A 15,135-nucleotide genomic window follows, 5' to 3' on the forward strand; every position below is an offset into this window, starting at 1 on the left:
ACCGACGCGGGGTGGAGCAGCTCGGTAGCTCGCTGGGCTCATAACCCAGAGGTCGCAGGTTCAAATCCTGTCCCCGCTACTGAAGGCCGAGGGCCGGAATCCAGAGATGGGTTCCGGCCCTCAGTCGTTTGTTCGTGGAATGCGAGCAAAGAAAAAAAGGGGGCTTGCGCCCCCTCTCTCACGCGCTCGCGTCCCTCACGCGCTCGCGCAGTCGGGGCACAGGCCCCGGTACGTCACCTCGACGTCCGACACCGTGAAGCCGAAGCGCTCCGTGTCGGGGAGGTCGGCGAGCGGGTTGCCCGTCGGGTGGACGTCGCGGATCGCGCCACAGCGGGCGCAGACCAGGTGATGGTGCGGCTGGTGTGCGTTCGGGTCGTAGCGCTTGGCCCGTTTGTCCGTCGCGACTTCCAGTACCTCGCCGAGGGAGACCAGCTCGCCCAGCGTGTTGTAGACGGTCGCCCGGGAGATCTCGGGCAGCTTCGCGACAGCCCGCGCGTGGACCTCGTCGGCTGTCAGGTGCACATGCTCGCCGTCGAGGACCTCGGCCACGACGCGCCGCTGCGCGGTCATTCGCCATCCGCGTCCACGCAGCCGTTCCAGAAGGTCGCTCATGGCCACCAGCCTAACAGGAACGGGTACCAGGACGGGAATAGGTGTGACTTTGGAACATTGTTTGACTTAGATCTAGTCCAATGTAGGATCGAGACCGGATTTGGCCGCAGGGCAGGACTGGGACAGGACTAGTCAGCGATGACGCAGGAGGCGCACGTGACGCAGGGACCGCTCACCACGGAGGCCGGGGCTCCGGTCGCCGACAACCAGAACAGCGAGACGGCGGGCGTCGGCGGGCCGGTCCTGGTCCAGGACCAGCTGCTGCTGGAGAAGCTGGCCCACTTCAACCGGGAGCGCATCCCCGAGCGGGTCGTCCATGCCCGCGGCGCGGGCGCGTACGGCACCTTCACGGTGACCGCCGACGTCACCCCGTACACCCGCGCCGCCTTCCTCTCCGAGGTCGGCAAGGAGACCGAGGTCTTCCTGCGCTTCTCGACGGTGGCCGGCAACCTCGGCGCGGCGGACGCCGTCCGTGACCCCCGGGGCTTCGCGCTGAAGTTCTACACCGAGGAGGGCAACTACGACCTCGTCGGCAACAACACCCCGGTGTTCTTCATCCGGGACGCGATCAAGTTCCCGGACTTCATCCACACCCAGAAGCGCGACCCGTACACCGGCTCCACGGAAGCCGACAACGTGTGGGACTTCTGGTCGCTGTCGCCGGAGTCGACCCACCAGGTGACCTGGCTGTTCGGTGACCGAGGCATTCCGGCGTCGTACCGCCACATGGACGGCTTCGGCTCGCACACCTTCCAGTGGAACAACGCGGCCGGCGAGGTCTTCTGGGTCAAGTACCACTTCAAGACCGACCAGGGGATCAAGAACCTCACCGCCCAGGAGGCCGAGGTCCTCGCGGGCAGGGACCCGGACTCCCACCAGCGTGACCTGCGCGAGGCGATCGAGCGCGGCGAGTTCCCGAGCTGGACCGTGGGTGTGCAGATCATGCCGGCGGCCGACGCGGCGGCGTACCGCTTCAACCCGTTCGACCTGACCAAGGTGTGGCCGCACGCGGACTACCCGGTCGTCGAGATCGGCCGGCTGGAGCTGAACCGCAACCCGCGGAACGTCTTCGCCGAGGTCGAGCAGGCGATCTTCAGCCCCGCGCACTTCGTGCCGGGCATCGGTCCCTCGCCCGACAAGATGCTGCAGGGGCGTCTGTTCGCCTACGGCGACGCGCACCGCTACCGCGTCGGCATCAACGCCGACCACCTGCCGGTGAACCGTCCCCGCGCCACCGAGGCGCGGACGAACTCCCGTGACGGCTTCCTGTACGACGGCCGGCACGGCGCGGCGAAGAACTACGAGCCCAACAGCTTCGGCGGGCCGCGGCAGACCGGCCACGCGCTGTGGCAGTCCACCTCCGTCGACGGCTCCACCGGCAACCACCCGACGCCGGCGCACGCCGAGGACGACGACTTCGTGCAGGCGGGGGCGCTCTACCGGCTGATGTCGGAGCAGGAGAAGGAGCGGCTGGTCGCGAACCTGGCGGGCTTCATCGCCAAGGTCTCGCGCGAGGACATCGCCGAGCGCGCGATCGGCAACTTCCGCAACGCCGACGCCGACTTCGGCAAGCGGCTGGAAGTGGCGGTGCAGGCGCTGCGCGGCTGAGCCGGCGGCACGCCCGTGCCGCTGGGCGGGCCGGATCCCACGGTGCTCGGGGTCCGGCCCGTTCCGCGTGCTCGCAGCGCGCTCGGCGCGTGCTGCTGTGCGTGCGTGTCCGGAACGTGCTCAGAGCGCCGCCGCGGGCTCGCGGGCCGGGACCCAGCAGCGGATGATGTCGCGGACCGAGACGATGCCGGCGACCTCGCCGCGGTCGAGGACGACCAGGTGCCGGAAGCCGCCGTGGGCCATGGTGCGGGCGGCGTGCTCCAGGGTCCAGGTCGGGGCCGCGAAGACGACGTCGGTGGTGGTGTGGGCGTGGGTGCGTTCCGTGTCCGGGTCCTGGCCGAGGCCGACGGAGTTCAGGATGTCGCGTTCGGTGAGGATGCCGATGCCGCCGGCGTCCGGGTCGAGGACCACGGCCGCGCCGACGCGACGGGCGGACATCAGGGCGGCTGCCTGGCGGAGGGTGTGGGCGGGGCCGACGGTGAGGATCACCGTGCTCATGGCGTCTCGGACGAGCATGGAAGGGGCCACCTCCTAGGAATCCCCGCCGTTGGAGGGGGATTCACAATTTCACAAGTGGGGGTGGGTTCAGAGTGCCAGGTAAAGGACGGGTCAACAAGAGGGCGCGCGACGCCAGTTGGGGGCGTGTGCGGGTTCCTCCCGTGTCTCACTGGCGCTGGTTGAGATACCCCAGCAACTCGTCGTGCAGCAGGCCGTTGGACGCGGCGGCGTTGCCGCTGTGCGGGCCCGGGCGGCCGTCGAGGCCGGTGAAGGTGCCGCCGGCCTCGGTGACGACGATCGAGTTGGCGGCCATGTCCCAGAGCGACAGCTCCGGCTCTGCGCAGATGTCCACGGACCCCTCGGCGACCATCATGTAGGGCCAGAAGTCGCCGTACGCGCGCGTGCGCCACACCTTGCGGGTCAGGTCCAGGAAGCCGTCCAGGTGGCCCCGCTCCTCCCAGCCGGAGAGGGAGGAGTACGCGAAGGACGCGTCCGCGAGCTTGCCGACACGGGAGACGTGGATGCGGCTCGCGGAGGTCAGGCTGCGGCCGGTGAAGGCGCCGTGGCCCTTCGCGGCCCACCAGCGGCGGTTCAGCGCGGGGGCGGAGACGACCCCCACGACGGGCTGGTAGCCCTCCTCGCCTGCTTCCATCAGGGAGATGAGCGTCGCCCAGACGGGGACGCCGCGGACGTAGTTCTTGGTGCCGTCGATGGGGTCGATCACCCAGCGCCGGGGGCCGGTGCCCTCGATGCCGTACTCCTCGCCGAGGATGGCGTCCCTCGGGCGGGCGCGCTGGAGCTGGCCGCGGATGAGTTCTTCCGCGGCCTTGTCCGCTTCGCTGACCGGCGTCATGTCCGGCTTCGTCTCCACCTTCAGGTCGAGGGCCTTGAAGCGGTCCATGGTGGCGGCGTCGGCGGCGTCCGCGAGGACGTGGGCGAAGCGGAGGTCGTCGAGGTAGTCCAGCATATGAGGAACGGTATCTGCCGCCGCTGCCGTGGGGCCAGCAGGGCGGGGGGTGTCGGGGGCGCCGTGTGCCGTGGCTGGGCGGGGGAAGGGGGAAGTCCGCACGCTCGCGCTCGCGGGGGCCGCGAGCACCCCGTGAAGGGCGCTGGGGGACGGCGCGATCAGCCGGCCGCGCACCCGCACCGGGCCGCGGTGGCGTACGCCCACGGCGATCCCCCGCCCGCACCGGGCCGCGGTGGCGTACGCCCACGGCGATCCCTCACCCGCGGCGCGAAGCAGGCCCCGGAACCCTTGACAGTGCATACCGGCGCGTCAAATCTGGGCGCAGAGCCGCACCGTGTCAGGGAGGCGAGAATGCCTGCTGCCCGGGAGTCCCTACTGGACGCCGCCCATACGGCCCTCGCGCGCCGGCCGTGGTCCACGGTGCGGATGGTCGACGTGGCCGCGGCGGCCGGAGTGTCCCGGCAGACCCTGTACAACGAGTTCGGCAGCAAGGACGGACTGGCCCGGGCACTGGTGCGGCGGGAGGCCGACGGATACCTCGCCGGGGTGGAGCGGGCCCTCGCCGGGCCGGGCGGGCCGAGGGAGCGGCTCATCGCCGTGGTCGAGTGGACGAGCGCCGCCGCGCGGGAGAACGCGCTGGTCCGGGCCATGCTCACCGGCTGCTGGAGTGAGCGGCTGCCCGCCCCTGCGCTCGCCGCCGTGCCGTCCTCTTCCTCGGTGCCGGCGCAGCGCCGCGCGGACGGGCCGCTGCCGACGCCCCGTGACTTCGTGCGGATCGTGCGGGACCGCGCGGTCAGCGCCCTGGCGGACCCCACCGCCGCCCCCGCCGACACCGCCGAGCTGACCCGCCCCTGCGAACTGGTCGTACGCCTCGCCCTGTCCTGCGTCGCGGCCCCACCGGGCGAGAGCGGCATGGCGGAACTGGTCCGAGCGGTCGTCCCGCACCGGACGGTGTGAGCCCGATGAGCCCGAGCGGTCCCGGACGCCGGGCTACTTCGCCAGCCACCCCGCCTTCGTGTCGTCGATGTCCGCAGGCCCCTCCGCCCCGAAGTCCGCCAGGCCGGAGCGGACGGCGAGGATCTCCGGGCGCCGGTTGAGCCCGACGGAGTGGGCGAGGCGCCAGACGCCGGTGTCGGCCCGGTTGTAGGGACCCTTCACCCCGGCCTGAACGGGCCCTCGGTTCCGCCTGGTTGTGCCGCGACCAGCCCGCCGCCCCGCGGGTCCGCCCGCCACTCGGCGTTCGCGCCGCACGCCCCGCGGGTCCGCGCGCAGTCCATGCCACGGCCTCAGTGCGCCGACCCGGACAACTGCAGGCCGATCACCCCGACGATGACCAGGCTGATCGAGACGATCTTCAAGGTGGAGACCAGGTCGCCCAGGAAGACCATGCCGTAGATCGCGGTGCCGGCCGCGCCGATACCGGTCCACACCGCGTACGCGGGGCCGACGTCGAGCTTCTTCAGGGACAGGGTCAGCAGACCGAAGCTGCCGAGGGCGAAGGAGGCGAAGGCGATCGTCGGCCAGAGCCGGGTGAACCCGTGCGAGAGCTTCAGGCACACGGCGAATCCGGTCTCCAGGATCCCGGCCACCATGACCAGCAGCCACGCCATGTGCTGTCCTCCCGCTTGATCCGGATCTCCGGCTCGGTGCGATTATGCACTTACCGGCCTCGCACCCGGCCAAACAACGCGGTGGTCAGTCGCCTTCCCTGCGCTCCCGGGTGGCCAGCAGCCGGCGAAGGGAAAACAGCCGCGCCGGATCCGCGTGGCCCTCCTCGACCCAGGCGTCCAGCGCGCAGTCCGGCTCGTCGTGGCTGCACGCGCGCGGGCAGCCCTCCGTGCCGGGTTCGAGGTCCGGGAAGGCGTGGATCACACGCGAGGGGTCGATGTGCGCCAGGCCGAAGGAGCGGATGCCGGGGGTGTCGATGACCCAGCCGTCCGCATCGGACAGGGGCAGGGCCAGGGCGGAGGTCGTGGTGTGGCGGCCGCGGCCCGTCACCGCGTTCACATGGCCCGTCATACGGCGGCGCTCCTGCGGCACCAGCGCGTTCACCAGCGTCGTCTTGCCCACGCCCGAGTGACCCACGAACGCGGTGACCCTGCCGTCCAGGTGCTCCCGGACCCGGTCCGCAGCGTCCCCGTTCTCCAACTCCTCGCGGCTGGTGACGACGTAGGGGATGTCGAGCGCGCCGTACAGCTCCAGCAGCTTGTCCGGAGGGGCCAGGTCCGACTTGGTCATCACCAGCAGCGGCTCCAGACCGCCGTCGAAGGCCGCGACCAGACAGCGGTCGATCAGCCGGGGACGGGGCTCCGGGTCGGCCAGCGCCGTGACGATCGCCAGCTGGTCCGCGTTCGCCACGACCACCCGCTCGAACGGGTCGTCGTCGTCGGCCGTGCGCCGCAGCACCGATGTGCGCTCCTCGATCCGGACGATCCGGGCGAGGGTGTCCTTCTTGCCGGACAGGTCGCCGACCAGGGCCACCCGGTCCCCGACCACCGCCGCCTTGCGGCCCAGCTCGCGGGCCTTCATCGCGATCACGGGCCGGTCGTCGACCAGGCAGGTCAGCCGGCCGCGGTCGACCGTGAGGACCAGGCCCCCGGCGGCGTCCTCGTGCTTGGGCCGGATGTTCGTCCGCGGCCGGTTGCCCTTGCGGTTGGGACGGGTGCGGATGTCGTCCTCGTCGGTGTGCTTGCCGTAGCGGCGCATGGCGTGTCCCTACTGCCCGAGCATCCCGGTCCACAGCTCGGGGAAGTCCGGCAGGGTCTTCGCCGTGGTCGCCACGTTCTCGATCCGGACGCCCTCGACCGCCAGGCCGATGATCGCGCCGGCGGTCGCCATGCGGTGGTCCTCGTAGGTGTGGAAGGTCCCGCCGTGCAGCTTGCGCGGGCGGATGTGCAGGCCGTCGGCGGTCTCGGTGACGTCACCGCCGAGCTCGTTGATCTCCTTGGTGAGCGCGGCCAGCCGGTCCGTCTCGTGCAGCCGCAGATGCGCCACGCCCCGCAGGGTCGAGGGGGAGTCCGCGAGGGCCGCCACCGCCGCGATACCGGGGGTCAGCTCACCGACGTCGCCCAGGTCCACGTCGATGCCGTGGAGGGCACCCGAACCGGTGAACACCAACCCGAACTCGGTGAGTTCGCAGGAACCGCCCATCTCGGTGAAGATCTCCCGCAGCCGGTCACCGGGCTGGGTGGTGCGCTCCGGCCAGTCCGGGATCAGCACCTTGCCGCCGGTGACGAGGGCCGCCGCCAGGAACGGCTGGGCGTTGGACAGGTCCGGCTCGATCGTCAGGTCCCGGCCGAGCAGCGCGCCCGGGGTCACCCGCCACACGTTCGGCTCGCCGCCCGACTCCGGGGTGTCGACCTGGGCGCCGACCGCGCGCAGCATGTCGACGGTCATCCGGATGTGCGGCACGGAGGGCAGCGAGGCGCCGGTGTGCCGGACCTCGACGCCCTGGTTGAAGCGCGGGCCGGACAGCAGGAGGGCCGACACGAACTGGGAGGACGAGGAGGCGTCGACGGACACCGGGCCGCCGTCCAGGGCCCCGCCGCCGTGCACGGTCAGCGGCAGCGCGCCCCGGCCGTCGTCGTCGATCCGGGCGCCGAGCTGCCGCAGCGCGTCGATCACGCCGTGCAGGGGACGCTCGTACGACCGCGGGTCGCCGTCGAACCGGATGGGGCCGTCGGCCAGCGCGGCCACCGGCGGTAGGAAGCGCATCACCGTGCCGGCGTTGCCGACGTCGACCGTGGCCGGGCCGTGCAGGCCCGTCGGCAGGACCCGCCAGGCCTCGCCGGACCCGTCCGGGCCGACCCCTTCCTCGATCTCCACGCCCATGGCCCGGAGCGCACCGGCCATCAGCAGGGTGTCGCGGGAGCGCAGCGGCCGGCGCAGCCAGCCGGGCTCGGAGGCGAGGGCGGCCAGCACCAGTGCGCGGTTGGTGACCGACTTGGACCCGGGCACGTGGACCGTCGCGTCGACGGCTCCGCTCGCGTGCGGGGCGGGCCAGAGGGCGGGAGGGGCGGTGTTCGGGGCCATGGGGCCACTGTATAAGGACGGCAGTGGTGTCGTTTTTCGTGTGGGCCGAGTGGGGGCTGCGCGTGCTTCAGACCTCCAGCAGCCAGCGGCCCCCGCCGATCAGTGAACTCAGCGTCACCGCGTGGAACAGGAACAGCCACAGCCCCGCCGGTACGTGCGTGAGCCGGGACAGCTGGTCCGCGTCCGAGTCCCCCGCGCCACCCCGTGACCGCTTCATCTGCAGCTCGAAGGGCGGGCGTACCCCGCCGGACAGCAGGAACCACACCACCGCGTACGCGAACGCCGCCTGCACCTGGGGCCCCGCCAGCCAGGACACCAGCAGGAAGGCGCCCCCGGCCAGCACCACGGTCAGGACGCCGTACGCGTTGCGGATCATCACCAGCATCGCCACCAGCAGCGCCGTCGCCGCCCACAGCAGCAGCGTGATGCGCCCCGCGGCCAGGAGGGCCGCGCCCCCGAGGCCGAGCAGCGAGGGCGCCGTGTATCCGGCGGCGGCCGTCAGGATCATGCCCAGTCCGTACGGCTTGCCCCGGCTGACCGTGAGGCCGCTGGTGTCGGAGTGCAGCCGGATCCCGGTGAGCTGTCGGCCGGTGAGCAGCGCGATCAGGCCGTGGCCGCCCTCGTGCGCGATGGTGATCGCGTTGCGCGATATGCGCCACGGACGGTGCGGGACGACGACGGCGAGCGCGGCGCCCAGGGTGGCGAGCACCACCCACAGGTCGGGATCGGGCTGGGTACCGGTGAGCCGGTCCCAGAGGTCGGGCAGCGCGAGGGCGGCGAGGCTGTCCATGTTTCTGAGCGGCTCCCTGTCGTCGGACGAAGTCTGGCAGTGTGACACGTATGTGCGGACGGTATGCATCGAGTCGTAGACCCGAGGATCTCGCAGGAATCTTCGGGATCGAGATGGGGGTCCCCTCAGAGCGAGCGGAGTCGGGCCTCCGGGGGAGGGAGCCCGAGGAGACCCTGGAGCCGGACTACAACGTGGCTCCGACCAAGGAGGTCTACGCCGTCCTCGACCGTCCCGTGAAAGACGCGGACTCCCCGCGTCCGGTTCGCCAGCTGCGCAAGCTGAAGTGGGGCCTGGTGCCCTCCTGGGCCAAGACACCCGAGGGCGGCGCCCGGATGATCAACGCGCGCGCCGAGACCGTGCACGAGAAGCCCGCCTACCGCCGCGCCTTCGCCGCCCGCCGCTGCATCATCCCCGCCGACGGCTACTACGAGTGGGTCACCGGCACGCAGGAGCGCGAGCTGGAGGTCGAGGGGAAGAAGAAGCGGCCGCGCAAGCAGCCGTACTTCGTGCTGCCGGCCGACGGCTCGGTGTTCGCGATGGCCGGGCTGTACGAGTTCTGGCGCGACCGGACCCTGCCCGACGACCACCCGCGGGCCTGGTGGGTGACCTGCTCGGTGATCACCACGGAGGCCGAGACGACCCCGCTGGCCGTGGCCCCCGCCGACGGCCCGCACACCCTCGCCGACATCCACCCCCGGATGCCCCTGATGCTCACCCCGGACCGCTGGGACGCCTGGCTCGACCCTTCCCGCACCGACCCCGACCACCTGCGCGACCTGCTCGCCCCGCCCCCGCCCGGCCTGATGCGTGCCTACCCGGTCTCCACGGCCGTCAGCAACGTCCGCAACAACGGTCCGGAGCTGCTGAAGGAGCTTCAGGCGCCGGAAGAGGGCACACTCTTCTAGCGTGATCGAGATTGTCGAGACCGACGCCGGAACCGCACGCATCACCTGGCACCGGGCGGAGGACCCCGGGCTGGTCCTCGCCGTGAGCCATGGCGCCGGCGGGGGCGTCGAGGCACGTGACCTCCAGGCGCTCGCCCGGGCCCTCCCCGCGCACGGCGTGACCGTGGCCCTGGTGGAGCAGCCCTGGCGCGTCGCCGGGAAGAAGGTCGCCCCCGCGCCGAACACCCTGGACAGCGGCTGGCGCGGCATCTGGCCGGCACTGGCCGGAATGGAACTGCCCGTGGTCTCCGGCGGGCGCAGCGCCGGTGCCCGGGTCGCCTGCCGTACCGCCGCCGAACTGGGCGCGCACGCCGTGCTCGCGCTGAGCTTCCCGCTGCACCCGCCGGGCAGGCCCGAGAAGTCCCGCGCCGCGGAACTGCTCGGCGCCGGGGTGCCCACGCTGGTCGTGCAGGGCGGCAACGACCCCTTCGGGAAGCCGGCGGAGTTCCCCGAAGGCGACTTCGGGCTGATCGAGGTGCCGTACGGGGATCACGGTTTCGCGGTTCCCAAGCGCGCGGAGATCACCCAGGAGCGGGCCCTGGAGATCGTCACCGAGGGCGTCGCGCAGTGGCTCACGTCACTCGGGTGACGGGCGGGAATGCGCCGCCCCGGACCACTGTTGTGGCGGACAGAAGTGCTGAGGCCTCGGCACAGACGTCGTGGGAGAGGAAGTCCGCCGCATGGGTTCGACCGTTTGCCCGAGCCGTGAGCGCCGCGCTGACCTGGACTGGACGGTGCTGCACGCGGCCAAGGCCCCTCGTATTCGAGGGGCGGCAGGCACGGGTCGTGTTCTATCCTCCGAATCGAGTGGGACCGCTCTCGGTCCTGCCCGGGATCTTGAGGAGGTGGGTCCGGTCACCGGTACCGACGCAGGGACCGACAACGGCCAGGCGGAGCAGCCCGAGGGCCAGGGTGTGAGCGCGGAGACGACCTCCGAGTCCACCGCCGAGCGCAGTGCGCGCTTCGAGCGGGACGCGCTGGAATTCCTCGACCAGATGTACTCGGCCGCGCTGCGCATGACGCGCAACCCGGCCGACGCCGAGGACCTGGTGCAGGAGACGTACGCCAAGGCGTACGCGTCCTTCCACCAGTTCCGCGAGGGCACCAACCTGAAGGCGTGGCTGTACCGGATCCTCACCAACACCTTCATCAACTCCTACCGCAAGAAGCAGCGCGAGCCCCAGCGCTCCGCCGCGGAGGAGATCGAGGACTGGCAGCTCGCCCGCGCCGAGTCGCACATGTCGACGGGCCTGCGCTCCGCCGAGTCGCAGGCGCTGGACCACCTGCCGGACTCGGACGTGAAGGAAGCGCTGCAGGCGATCCCCGAGGAGTTCCGCATCGCCGTCTATCTCGCGGACGTCGAGGGCTTTGCGTACAAGGAGATCGCGGACATCATGGGGACTCCCATCGGTACGGTGATGTCCCGGCTGCACCGGGGCCGCCGTCAACTGCGCGGCATGCTGGAGGACTACGCCCGTGAGCGCGGGCTGGTCCCGGCGGGCGCCGGAGAGTCGGACGAAGCGAAAGGTTCGGGCTCATGAGCTGCGGAGATCCGCACGAGACGGACTGCAGTGAGGTCCTCGACCATCTGTACGAGTTCCTCGACAGCGAGATGCCGGACGTCGATCGCGACAAGTTCCAGCACCACTTCGAGGAATGCTCTCCGTGCCTGGAGAAGTACGGCCTGGAGCAGGCCGTGAAGAAGCTGGTCAAGCGGTGCTGCGGACATGACGACGTGCCCGCCGACCTGCGCGCCAAGGTCATGGGACGGATCGATCTGATCCGCTCCGGCCAGGCGGTGCCGGACCACGACGTGACCGTCACACCGCAGGAGAGCTGACCGCCGGGTCACCGCTCCCTTCACCCGAATGTGCTAATCCTCAGGTCATAGGCCCCGTACCCCCCGGTTCCCGCCCTAGGCTCCGAGCCTGGACCGGCACGGTCGGGGAGGGGCGCGATGGAGGCGGTACCGTCGAGGGCTCGCGGCTATGTGGCCGGTGTCGCCCTGCTGGCGCTGCTCTGCCTCCTGCCACTGCCGCGGCTCCACACCCCCTGGTGGGCGCTCGGCCTGCTCTCCGCCGTCTGCGCCGCCAGCGAGCACGTCGTACGCCGCCGATTCGGCGGCACCTTCTACCCCGTCCTGCTCGCCGGTGCGTTCCTGCTGCCGCCGCCGGCCGCCGCGCTCGTCCCGCTGCCCGCGGCCCTGCTCTCACCGGTCGAGCACCGGCCCGCGCTGCTCAGACGCGTCTGGCGGGCCGCACAGCCCGCGCTCGCCGTGTGGGGCGCCGCCCGGGTGCACTGGGCGCTCGGCGGGCGGGACGCCGTCGTCGGCTGCGACTTCCCGTACGCACTGCTGCCCGCCGGCGCGGCCGTCCTCGTCTTCTGCCTGGTCCTCACCCTCCTCGACGGCGGCCTGCGCGCCGTCGCCCTGGGCGTTCCGCTGCGCCGGGCCTGGCGCGGGCTGCTGTCCCGTTCCCTCGCGCCGGTCGCGGTGCACGGACTCGCGGGGCTGATGATGGCCGTGCTGTGGCGCAGCCCGTACGGCCCGGTCGCCGCGCTGCTCGTGCTGCTGCCGATGTGCGTGTCCTGGTGGATCTTCGCCCAGTACCACCGTGAACGCGCCGCCCACCAGGCCACCATCCGCGCCCTCGTCCAGGCCGTCGACATCAAGGACGGCTACACCCGCGGCCACAGCGAACGCGTCGGACAGGCCTCCGTGATGATCGCCCGCGAACTCGGCATGGACGACGACCGCGTCGAGACGCTCCGCTTCGCCGGCATCCTGCACGACGTCGGCAAGCTCGGCGTCCCCACCCGGCTGCTGCGCAAGGACGGCCCGCTGACCCCCGAGGAACGCCGGATCATCGAACTGCACCCCGAGTACGGCCACGAGATGGTCCGCGGCATCTCCTTCCTCGGCGAGGCCCGCGCCGCGATCCTGCACCACCACGAACGCCTCGACGGCAGCGGCTACCCCTACGGCCTCGTCGGCGACCGGATCCCCGAGTGCGCCCGGGTCGTCGCCGTCGCCGACGCCTTCGACGCGATGACCTCCACCCGCTCCTACTGCAGGGCCCGGCCGGTCGAGGTGGCCGTCGCCGAGCTGGAGCGGTGCGCCGGGACGCAGTTCGACCCCCGTATGGTCACCGCGCTCGCCCGGGCCCTCGACCGCCAGGGCTGGCATCCGGCCGTCACGGCCGACGAGACGGCGCGCGGGATCCCGGACCGGCAGCCGGCCGCCGGCCCCCGGACCGGGGCGCCGCGATGACCGCCCTCCGGTTCATCCACACCGCGGCCGGGCTCACCGCAGCCGCCTCCCTCGGCACCACCCTGTGGACCGGCATGGCCGACCGGGGGGTCGCGCTCGCCTTCGGGGTGCTCATAGCCGTCGGCGAGCTGACCCGGTGGAGCGGAGCCCCGGCGCGGCAGGCCGCACCGCTGGGCACCGCCGGATCCCTGTCGTACGCCCTGCTCGGACCCGACGCCGGACACCCGACGCTGCACGACGCGCCCCAGGTCGTCACCGTCGTCCTCGCCGCCTCCCTGCTCGGCGGCGTCCCGCACATCTGGTGCGGCCGTACCCCGACCCTCGATCATCTCGCCCGCCGCGTCCTGAGCGTCGGGTTCGCCGCCGTCTGCTTCCAACCCCTCTTCAACAAGGGCGTGTTCGCGTCCTGGAGCGGCCCCGCCTACGCCCTGCTGCTCGTCGCCCTCCTCGTCCTGACCGCCCTGTGCGACGCCGTCCTCGCCGCGGCCCTCGCCCACTCCCGCACCCGCTGGCCGTTCGGCCCGCTGCTGCGCGACGAACTGCGCGGGCTGCTCGGCATCGGATCCGCCGTCTGCGCGACCGGCGCGGTGATGGCGCTCGCGGTCGCCGTGGTCGGCCTGTGGGCGCTGCCCGTGTTCTGCCTGCCCCTGCTGCTCACCCAGCTGTCCGTGCGCCGGTACGCGGCCGTCCGCGCCACCAACCGGCAGACCATCGCCTCCCTCGCCCGCGCCACCGAGATCGCCGGATACACCCCCGCCGGACACGCCCGCCGCGTCGCCGCGCTCAGCCTCGCCGTCGGCCGGGACCTCGGCCTGAGCGAGGGCGAGCTGACCGTCCTGGAGTACGCGGCCCTCATGCACGACATCGGCCAGCTGAGCCTGGTCGACCCGGTCCCGGCCGGTGCCACCGCCGGCCTGCCCCCCGAGGAGCAGCGGCGCATCGCGCTGCTCGGCGGGGCCGTCGTACGGCAGACCGGGGTGGCCGCGGCCGTCGCCGTGGTGGTGGAGCGGCAGGCGGACCCCTCCTGTGAACAGCCGGTGGCCGCGCGGATCATCCGGGCCGTGAACGCCTACGAGGAGAAGGCCCGGGACGCCGGACCCGAGGGGCCCCTGCGGGCGCTGGAGGAGCTGCGCCTCGGCACCGCCGGTGACTACGCCGGTGAGGTCGTGGAGTCCCTCGCCCGGGTCCTCGCCCGGTCGCGGGCCTGGTGCGAGAGCGCGCCGGCGGAGGGCGACGGAGACGCACGGCACTGTCTGACCCCGCGCGCGGCTGGGTAACCCATGGGTAATGAGCGCCTTTCCCGCCGTACGTGGTTGGATGCGAGGGAGAGGGTGTCCGGGGGCACAAGCCAGCCCACTGTGCGGAACTGGAACTGGCAGGCGGGAATCGTGAGGATCTTCGGCAAGGGACGGCACCGGCCCTCCGCCTCCTGGCGGCAGGCCACCGACCGCGCGTTCACGCTGATCGGCGACGGCAGGTACGAGGACGCGGGCGAGCTGCTGACACGGGCCGCCGACCTGGAGCCCTGGCTGTCGGAGTCCTGGTTCAACCTCGCCCTGCTGCACAAGTTCCGGCACGACTGGGAGCAGGCCCGCGCGGCCGGGCTCCGGGCGGTCGCCCTGCTGGACCGGGAGACCGGGGCGCCCGACTGGTGGAACGTCGGTATCGCCGCCACCGCCCTGCAGGACTGGCCGCTGGCCCGCCGCGCCTGGCAGGCGTACGGGCTGAAGGTGCCCGGGGGTGCCGCCGCCTCCGCCGAGCCCCTCGGCATGGAGCTGGGCAGCGCGGCCGTACGGCTCTCCCCGGAGGGCGAGGCCGAGGTCGTGTGGGGCCGCAGGCTGGACCCGGCGCGGCTGGAGGTGCTGTCCATCCCGCTTCCCTCGTCCGGGCGGCGCTGGGGCGAGGTGGTGCTGCACGACGGTGTCCCGCACGGCGAGCGCACGACGTCCGCCGGACACTCCTACCCGGTCTTCGACGAGATCGAGCTGTGGGCGCCCTCGCCCGTGCCCACCTGGGTGGTCCTGCTGGAGGCGGCCACGGAGGCGGACCGGGACGCGCTGGAGCAGCTGGCCGCCGACGCCGGGTTCGCCGCGGAGGACTGGTCCTCGTCCGTGAGGCTGCTGTGCCGCATGTGTTCGGAGTCCCGGATGCCCTCGGACGAGGGTGAAGGTGTGCACCTCGACCCGCACGACCACAGCGAGCCCGGTCATCCCGGCCCGCTGGGGCACCGGACGGACGGGCAGCTGTGGGTGCCGGAGCGCGAGTGCGGGGTGGCCGCGCCGGCTTCGCTGGTCCGTGGGCTGCTGGACGGGTGGGTCGCGGACAGCCCGGACTCCCGGGACTGGCGGGATCTCGAAGAGGTTTGCTGAGCCGACGGTGACCGGCCGCCTTTAGGCTGTACCCGAGACTTTTCACA

17 protein-coding genes and 1 tRNA gene are annotated in these 15,135 nt (G+C 72.3%); 10 read left to right on the forward strand and 8 right to left on the reverse strand.

The genetic code is table 11. The annotated features are described in order from the left end of the window. Window positions 1-5: 5 nt before the first annotated feature. Window positions 6-79 (forward strand) — tRNA-Met (locus ACWC94_RS10725). Between the two features lie 116 nt (window positions 80-195). On the opposite strand, the gene ACWC94_RS10730 is transcribed toward ACWC94_RS10725, so the two are convergent. Next, entirely contained in the window at window positions 196-612 is a 417-nt protein-coding gene (locus ACWC94_RS10730; RefSeq protein ID WP_450796160.1) for a Fur family transcriptional regulator, read from the reverse strand. A 156-nt stretch (window positions 613-768) separates the two neighbouring features. On the opposite strand from ACWC94_RS10730, the gene ACWC94_RS10735 reads away from it, so the two are divergent. Further along, window positions 769-2,220: a catalase gene (locus tag ACWC94_RS10735; protein WP_450796161.1), complete on the forward strand. Its 1,452-nt coding sequence runs from the start codon at window positions 769-771 to the stop codon at window positions 2,218-2,220. A 120-nt stretch (window positions 2,221-2,340) separates the two neighbouring features. Here the strand turns inward: ACWC94_RS10735 and ACWC94_RS10740 are convergent, their stop codons facing one another. Together ACWC94_RS10740 and hisN are read right to left on the reverse strand one after the other, a co-directional pair. Beyond that, the gene (locus tag ACWC94_RS10740) at window positions 2,341-2,736 is read right to left on the reverse strand and encodes a CBS domain-containing protein (protein ID WP_450796162.1); all 396 of its coding nucleotides are present in this window, start codon (window positions 2,734-2,736) and stop codon (window positions 2,341-2,343) included. A gap of 148 nt (window positions 2,737-2,884) precedes the next feature. Next, window positions 2,885-3,685 carry a histidinol-phosphatase gene (gene hisN, locus ACWC94_RS10745; protein WP_450796163.1) on the reverse strand — a complete coding sequence of 267 codons (801 nt, stop codon included), beginning with the start codon at window positions 3,683-3,685 and terminating at the stop codon, window positions 2,885-2,887. A gap of 351 nt (window positions 3,686-4,036) precedes the next feature. Here hisN and ACWC94_RS10750 point away from each other — a divergent pair, with 351 nt between their 5' ends. Beyond that, window positions 4,037-4,642: a TetR/AcrR family transcriptional regulator gene (locus ACWC94_RS10750; RefSeq protein WP_450796164.1), complete on the forward strand. Its 606-nt coding sequence runs from the start codon at window positions 4,037-4,039 to the stop codon at window positions 4,640-4,642. A 33-nt stretch (window positions 4,643-4,675) separates the two neighbouring features. Here the strand turns inward: ACWC94_RS10750 and ACWC94_RS10755 are convergent, their stop codons facing one another. The 5 genes from ACWC94_RS10755 to ACWC94_RS10775 form a co-directional block, all read right to left on the reverse strand. Beyond that, window positions 4,676-4,843 (reverse strand): hypothetical protein, encoded by a 168-nt coding sequence (locus ACWC94_RS10755; RefSeq protein WP_450796165.1) that lies wholly within the window; start codon window positions 4,841-4,843, stop codon window positions 4,676-4,678. Between the two features lie 128 nt (window positions 4,844-4,971). Then, a complete protein-coding gene (locus ACWC94_RS10760; RefSeq protein ID WP_450796166.1) occupies window positions 4,972-5,295 on the reverse strand; it encodes a DMT family transporter in 324 nt (107 codons plus the stop codon). An 85-nt stretch (window positions 5,296-5,380) separates the two neighbouring features. Continuing rightward, the gene (gene rsgA / locus ACWC94_RS10765) at window positions 5,381-6,391 is read right to left on the reverse strand and encodes a ribosome small subunit-dependent GTPase A (protein ID WP_450796167.1); all 1,011 of its coding nucleotides are present in this window, start codon (window positions 6,389-6,391) and stop codon (window positions 5,381-5,383) included. Between the two features lie 9 nt (window positions 6,392-6,400). Continuing rightward, on the reverse strand, window positions 6,401-7,717 hold the full coding sequence (aroA, locus tag ACWC94_RS10770; protein ID WP_450796168.1) for a 3-phosphoshikimate 1-carboxyvinyltransferase: 1,317 nt from the start codon (window positions 7,715-7,717) through the stop codon (window positions 6,401-6,403). 67 nt (window positions 7,718-7,784) lie between these two features. Then, window positions 7,785-8,507, reverse strand: coding sequence for a M50 family metallopeptidase (locus ACWC94_RS10775; protein ID WP_450796169.1), 723 nt, complete (start codon window positions 8,505-8,507; stop codon window positions 7,785-7,787). Window positions 8,508-8,557: 50 nt separating this feature from the next. On the opposite strand from ACWC94_RS10775, the gene ACWC94_RS10780 reads away from it, so the two are divergent. From ACWC94_RS10780 to ACWC94_RS10810, 7 genes are all read left to right on the forward strand, one after another. Next, window positions 8,558-9,412, forward strand: a complete 855-nt coding sequence (locus ACWC94_RS10780; RefSeq protein WP_450796170.1) for an SOS response-associated peptidase — start codon at window positions 8,558-8,560, stop codon at window positions 9,410-9,412. Between the two features lies 1 nt (window position 9,413). After that, window positions 9,414-10,040, forward strand: a complete 627-nt coding sequence (locus ACWC94_RS10785) for an alpha/beta hydrolase family protein (protein ID WP_450796171.1) — start codon at window positions 9,414-9,416, stop codon at window positions 10,038-10,040. Between the two features lie 256 nt (window positions 10,041-10,296). After that, complete coding sequence (gene sigR / locus ACWC94_RS10790; RefSeq protein ID WP_351238197.1) at window positions 10,297-10,992, forward strand: RNA polymerase sigma factor SigR; 696 nt, start codon at window positions 10,297-10,299, stop codon at window positions 10,990-10,992. Further along, window positions 10,989-11,291, forward strand: a complete 303-nt coding sequence (rsrA, locus tag ACWC94_RS10795; protein WP_031163379.1) for a mycothiol system anti-sigma-R factor — start codon at window positions 10,989-10,991, stop codon at window positions 11,289-11,291. Before sigR ends, rsrA begins: the two co-directional genes overlap by 4 nt. A 117-nt stretch (window positions 11,292-11,408) precedes the next feature. Continuing rightward, window positions 11,409-12,719 carry an HD-GYP domain-containing protein gene (locus ACWC94_RS10800; RefSeq protein ID WP_450796172.1) on the forward strand — a complete coding sequence of 437 codons (1,311 nt, stop codon included), beginning with the start codon at window positions 11,409-11,411 and terminating at the stop codon, window positions 12,717-12,719. Further along, window positions 12,716-13,996, forward strand: a complete 1,281-nt coding sequence (locus ACWC94_RS10805; RefSeq protein WP_450796173.1) for an HD-GYP domain-containing protein — start codon at window positions 12,716-12,718, stop codon at window positions 13,994-13,996. The genes ACWC94_RS10800 and ACWC94_RS10805 overlap by 4 nt, the downstream gene beginning before the upstream one ends. 111 nt (window positions 13,997-14,107) lie before the next feature. Continuing rightward, a complete protein-coding gene (locus tag ACWC94_RS10810) occupies window positions 14,108-15,088 on the forward strand; it encodes a hypothetical protein (protein WP_191871517.1) in 981 nt (326 codons plus the stop codon). Window positions 15,089-15,135: the final 47 nt, after the last annotated feature.

This window comes from Streptomyces sp. NPDC001135, from assembly GCF_053598395.1.

Coding starts and splice junctions, on each gene's coding strand:
- ACWC94_RS10750 (WP_450796164.1), top strand. CDS start 4,037: ATGCCTGCTGCCCGGGAGTCCCTACTGGACGCCGCCCATACGGCCCTC.
- aroA (WP_450796168.1), bottom strand. CDS start 7,717: ATGGCCCCGAACACCGCCCCTCCCGCCCTCTGGCCCGCCCCGCACGCG.
- ACWC94_RS10780 (WP_450796170.1), top strand. CDS start 8,558: ATGTGCGGACGGTATGCATCGAGTCGTAGACCCGAGGATCTCGCAGGA.
- ACWC94_RS10800 (WP_450796172.1), top strand. CDS start 11,409: ATGGAGGCGGTACCGTCGAGGGCTCGCGGCTATGTGGCCGGTGTCGCC.
- rsrA (WP_031163379.1), top strand. CDS start 10,989: ATGAGCTGCGGAGATCCGCACGAGACGGACTGCAGTGAGGTCCTCGAC.
- ACWC94_RS10805 (WP_450796173.1), top strand. CDS start 12,716: ATGACCGCCCTCCGGTTCATCCACACCGCGGCCGGGCTCACCGCAGCC.
- ACWC94_RS10775 (WP_450796169.1), bottom strand. CDS start 8,507: ATGGACAGCCTCGCCGCCCTCGCGCTGCCCGACCTCTGGGACCGGCTC.
- ACWC94_RS10730 (WP_450796160.1), bottom strand. CDS start 612: ATGAGCGACCTTCTGGAACGGCTGCGTGGACGCGGATGGCGAATGACC.
- ACWC94_RS10740 (WP_450796162.1), bottom strand. CDS start 2,736: ATGCTCGTCCGAGACGCCATGAGCACGGTGATCCTCACCGTCGGCCCC.
- ACWC94_RS10760 (WP_450796166.1), bottom strand. CDS start 5,295: ATGGCGTGGCTGCTGGTCATGGTGGCCGGGATCCTGGAGACCGGATTC.
- rsgA (WP_450796167.1), bottom strand. CDS start 6,391: ATGCGCCGCTACGGCAAGCACACCGACGAGGACGACATCCGCACCCGT.
- hisN (WP_450796163.1), bottom strand. CDS start 3,685: ATGCTGGACTACCTCGACGACCTCCGCTTCGCCCACGTCCTCGCGGAC.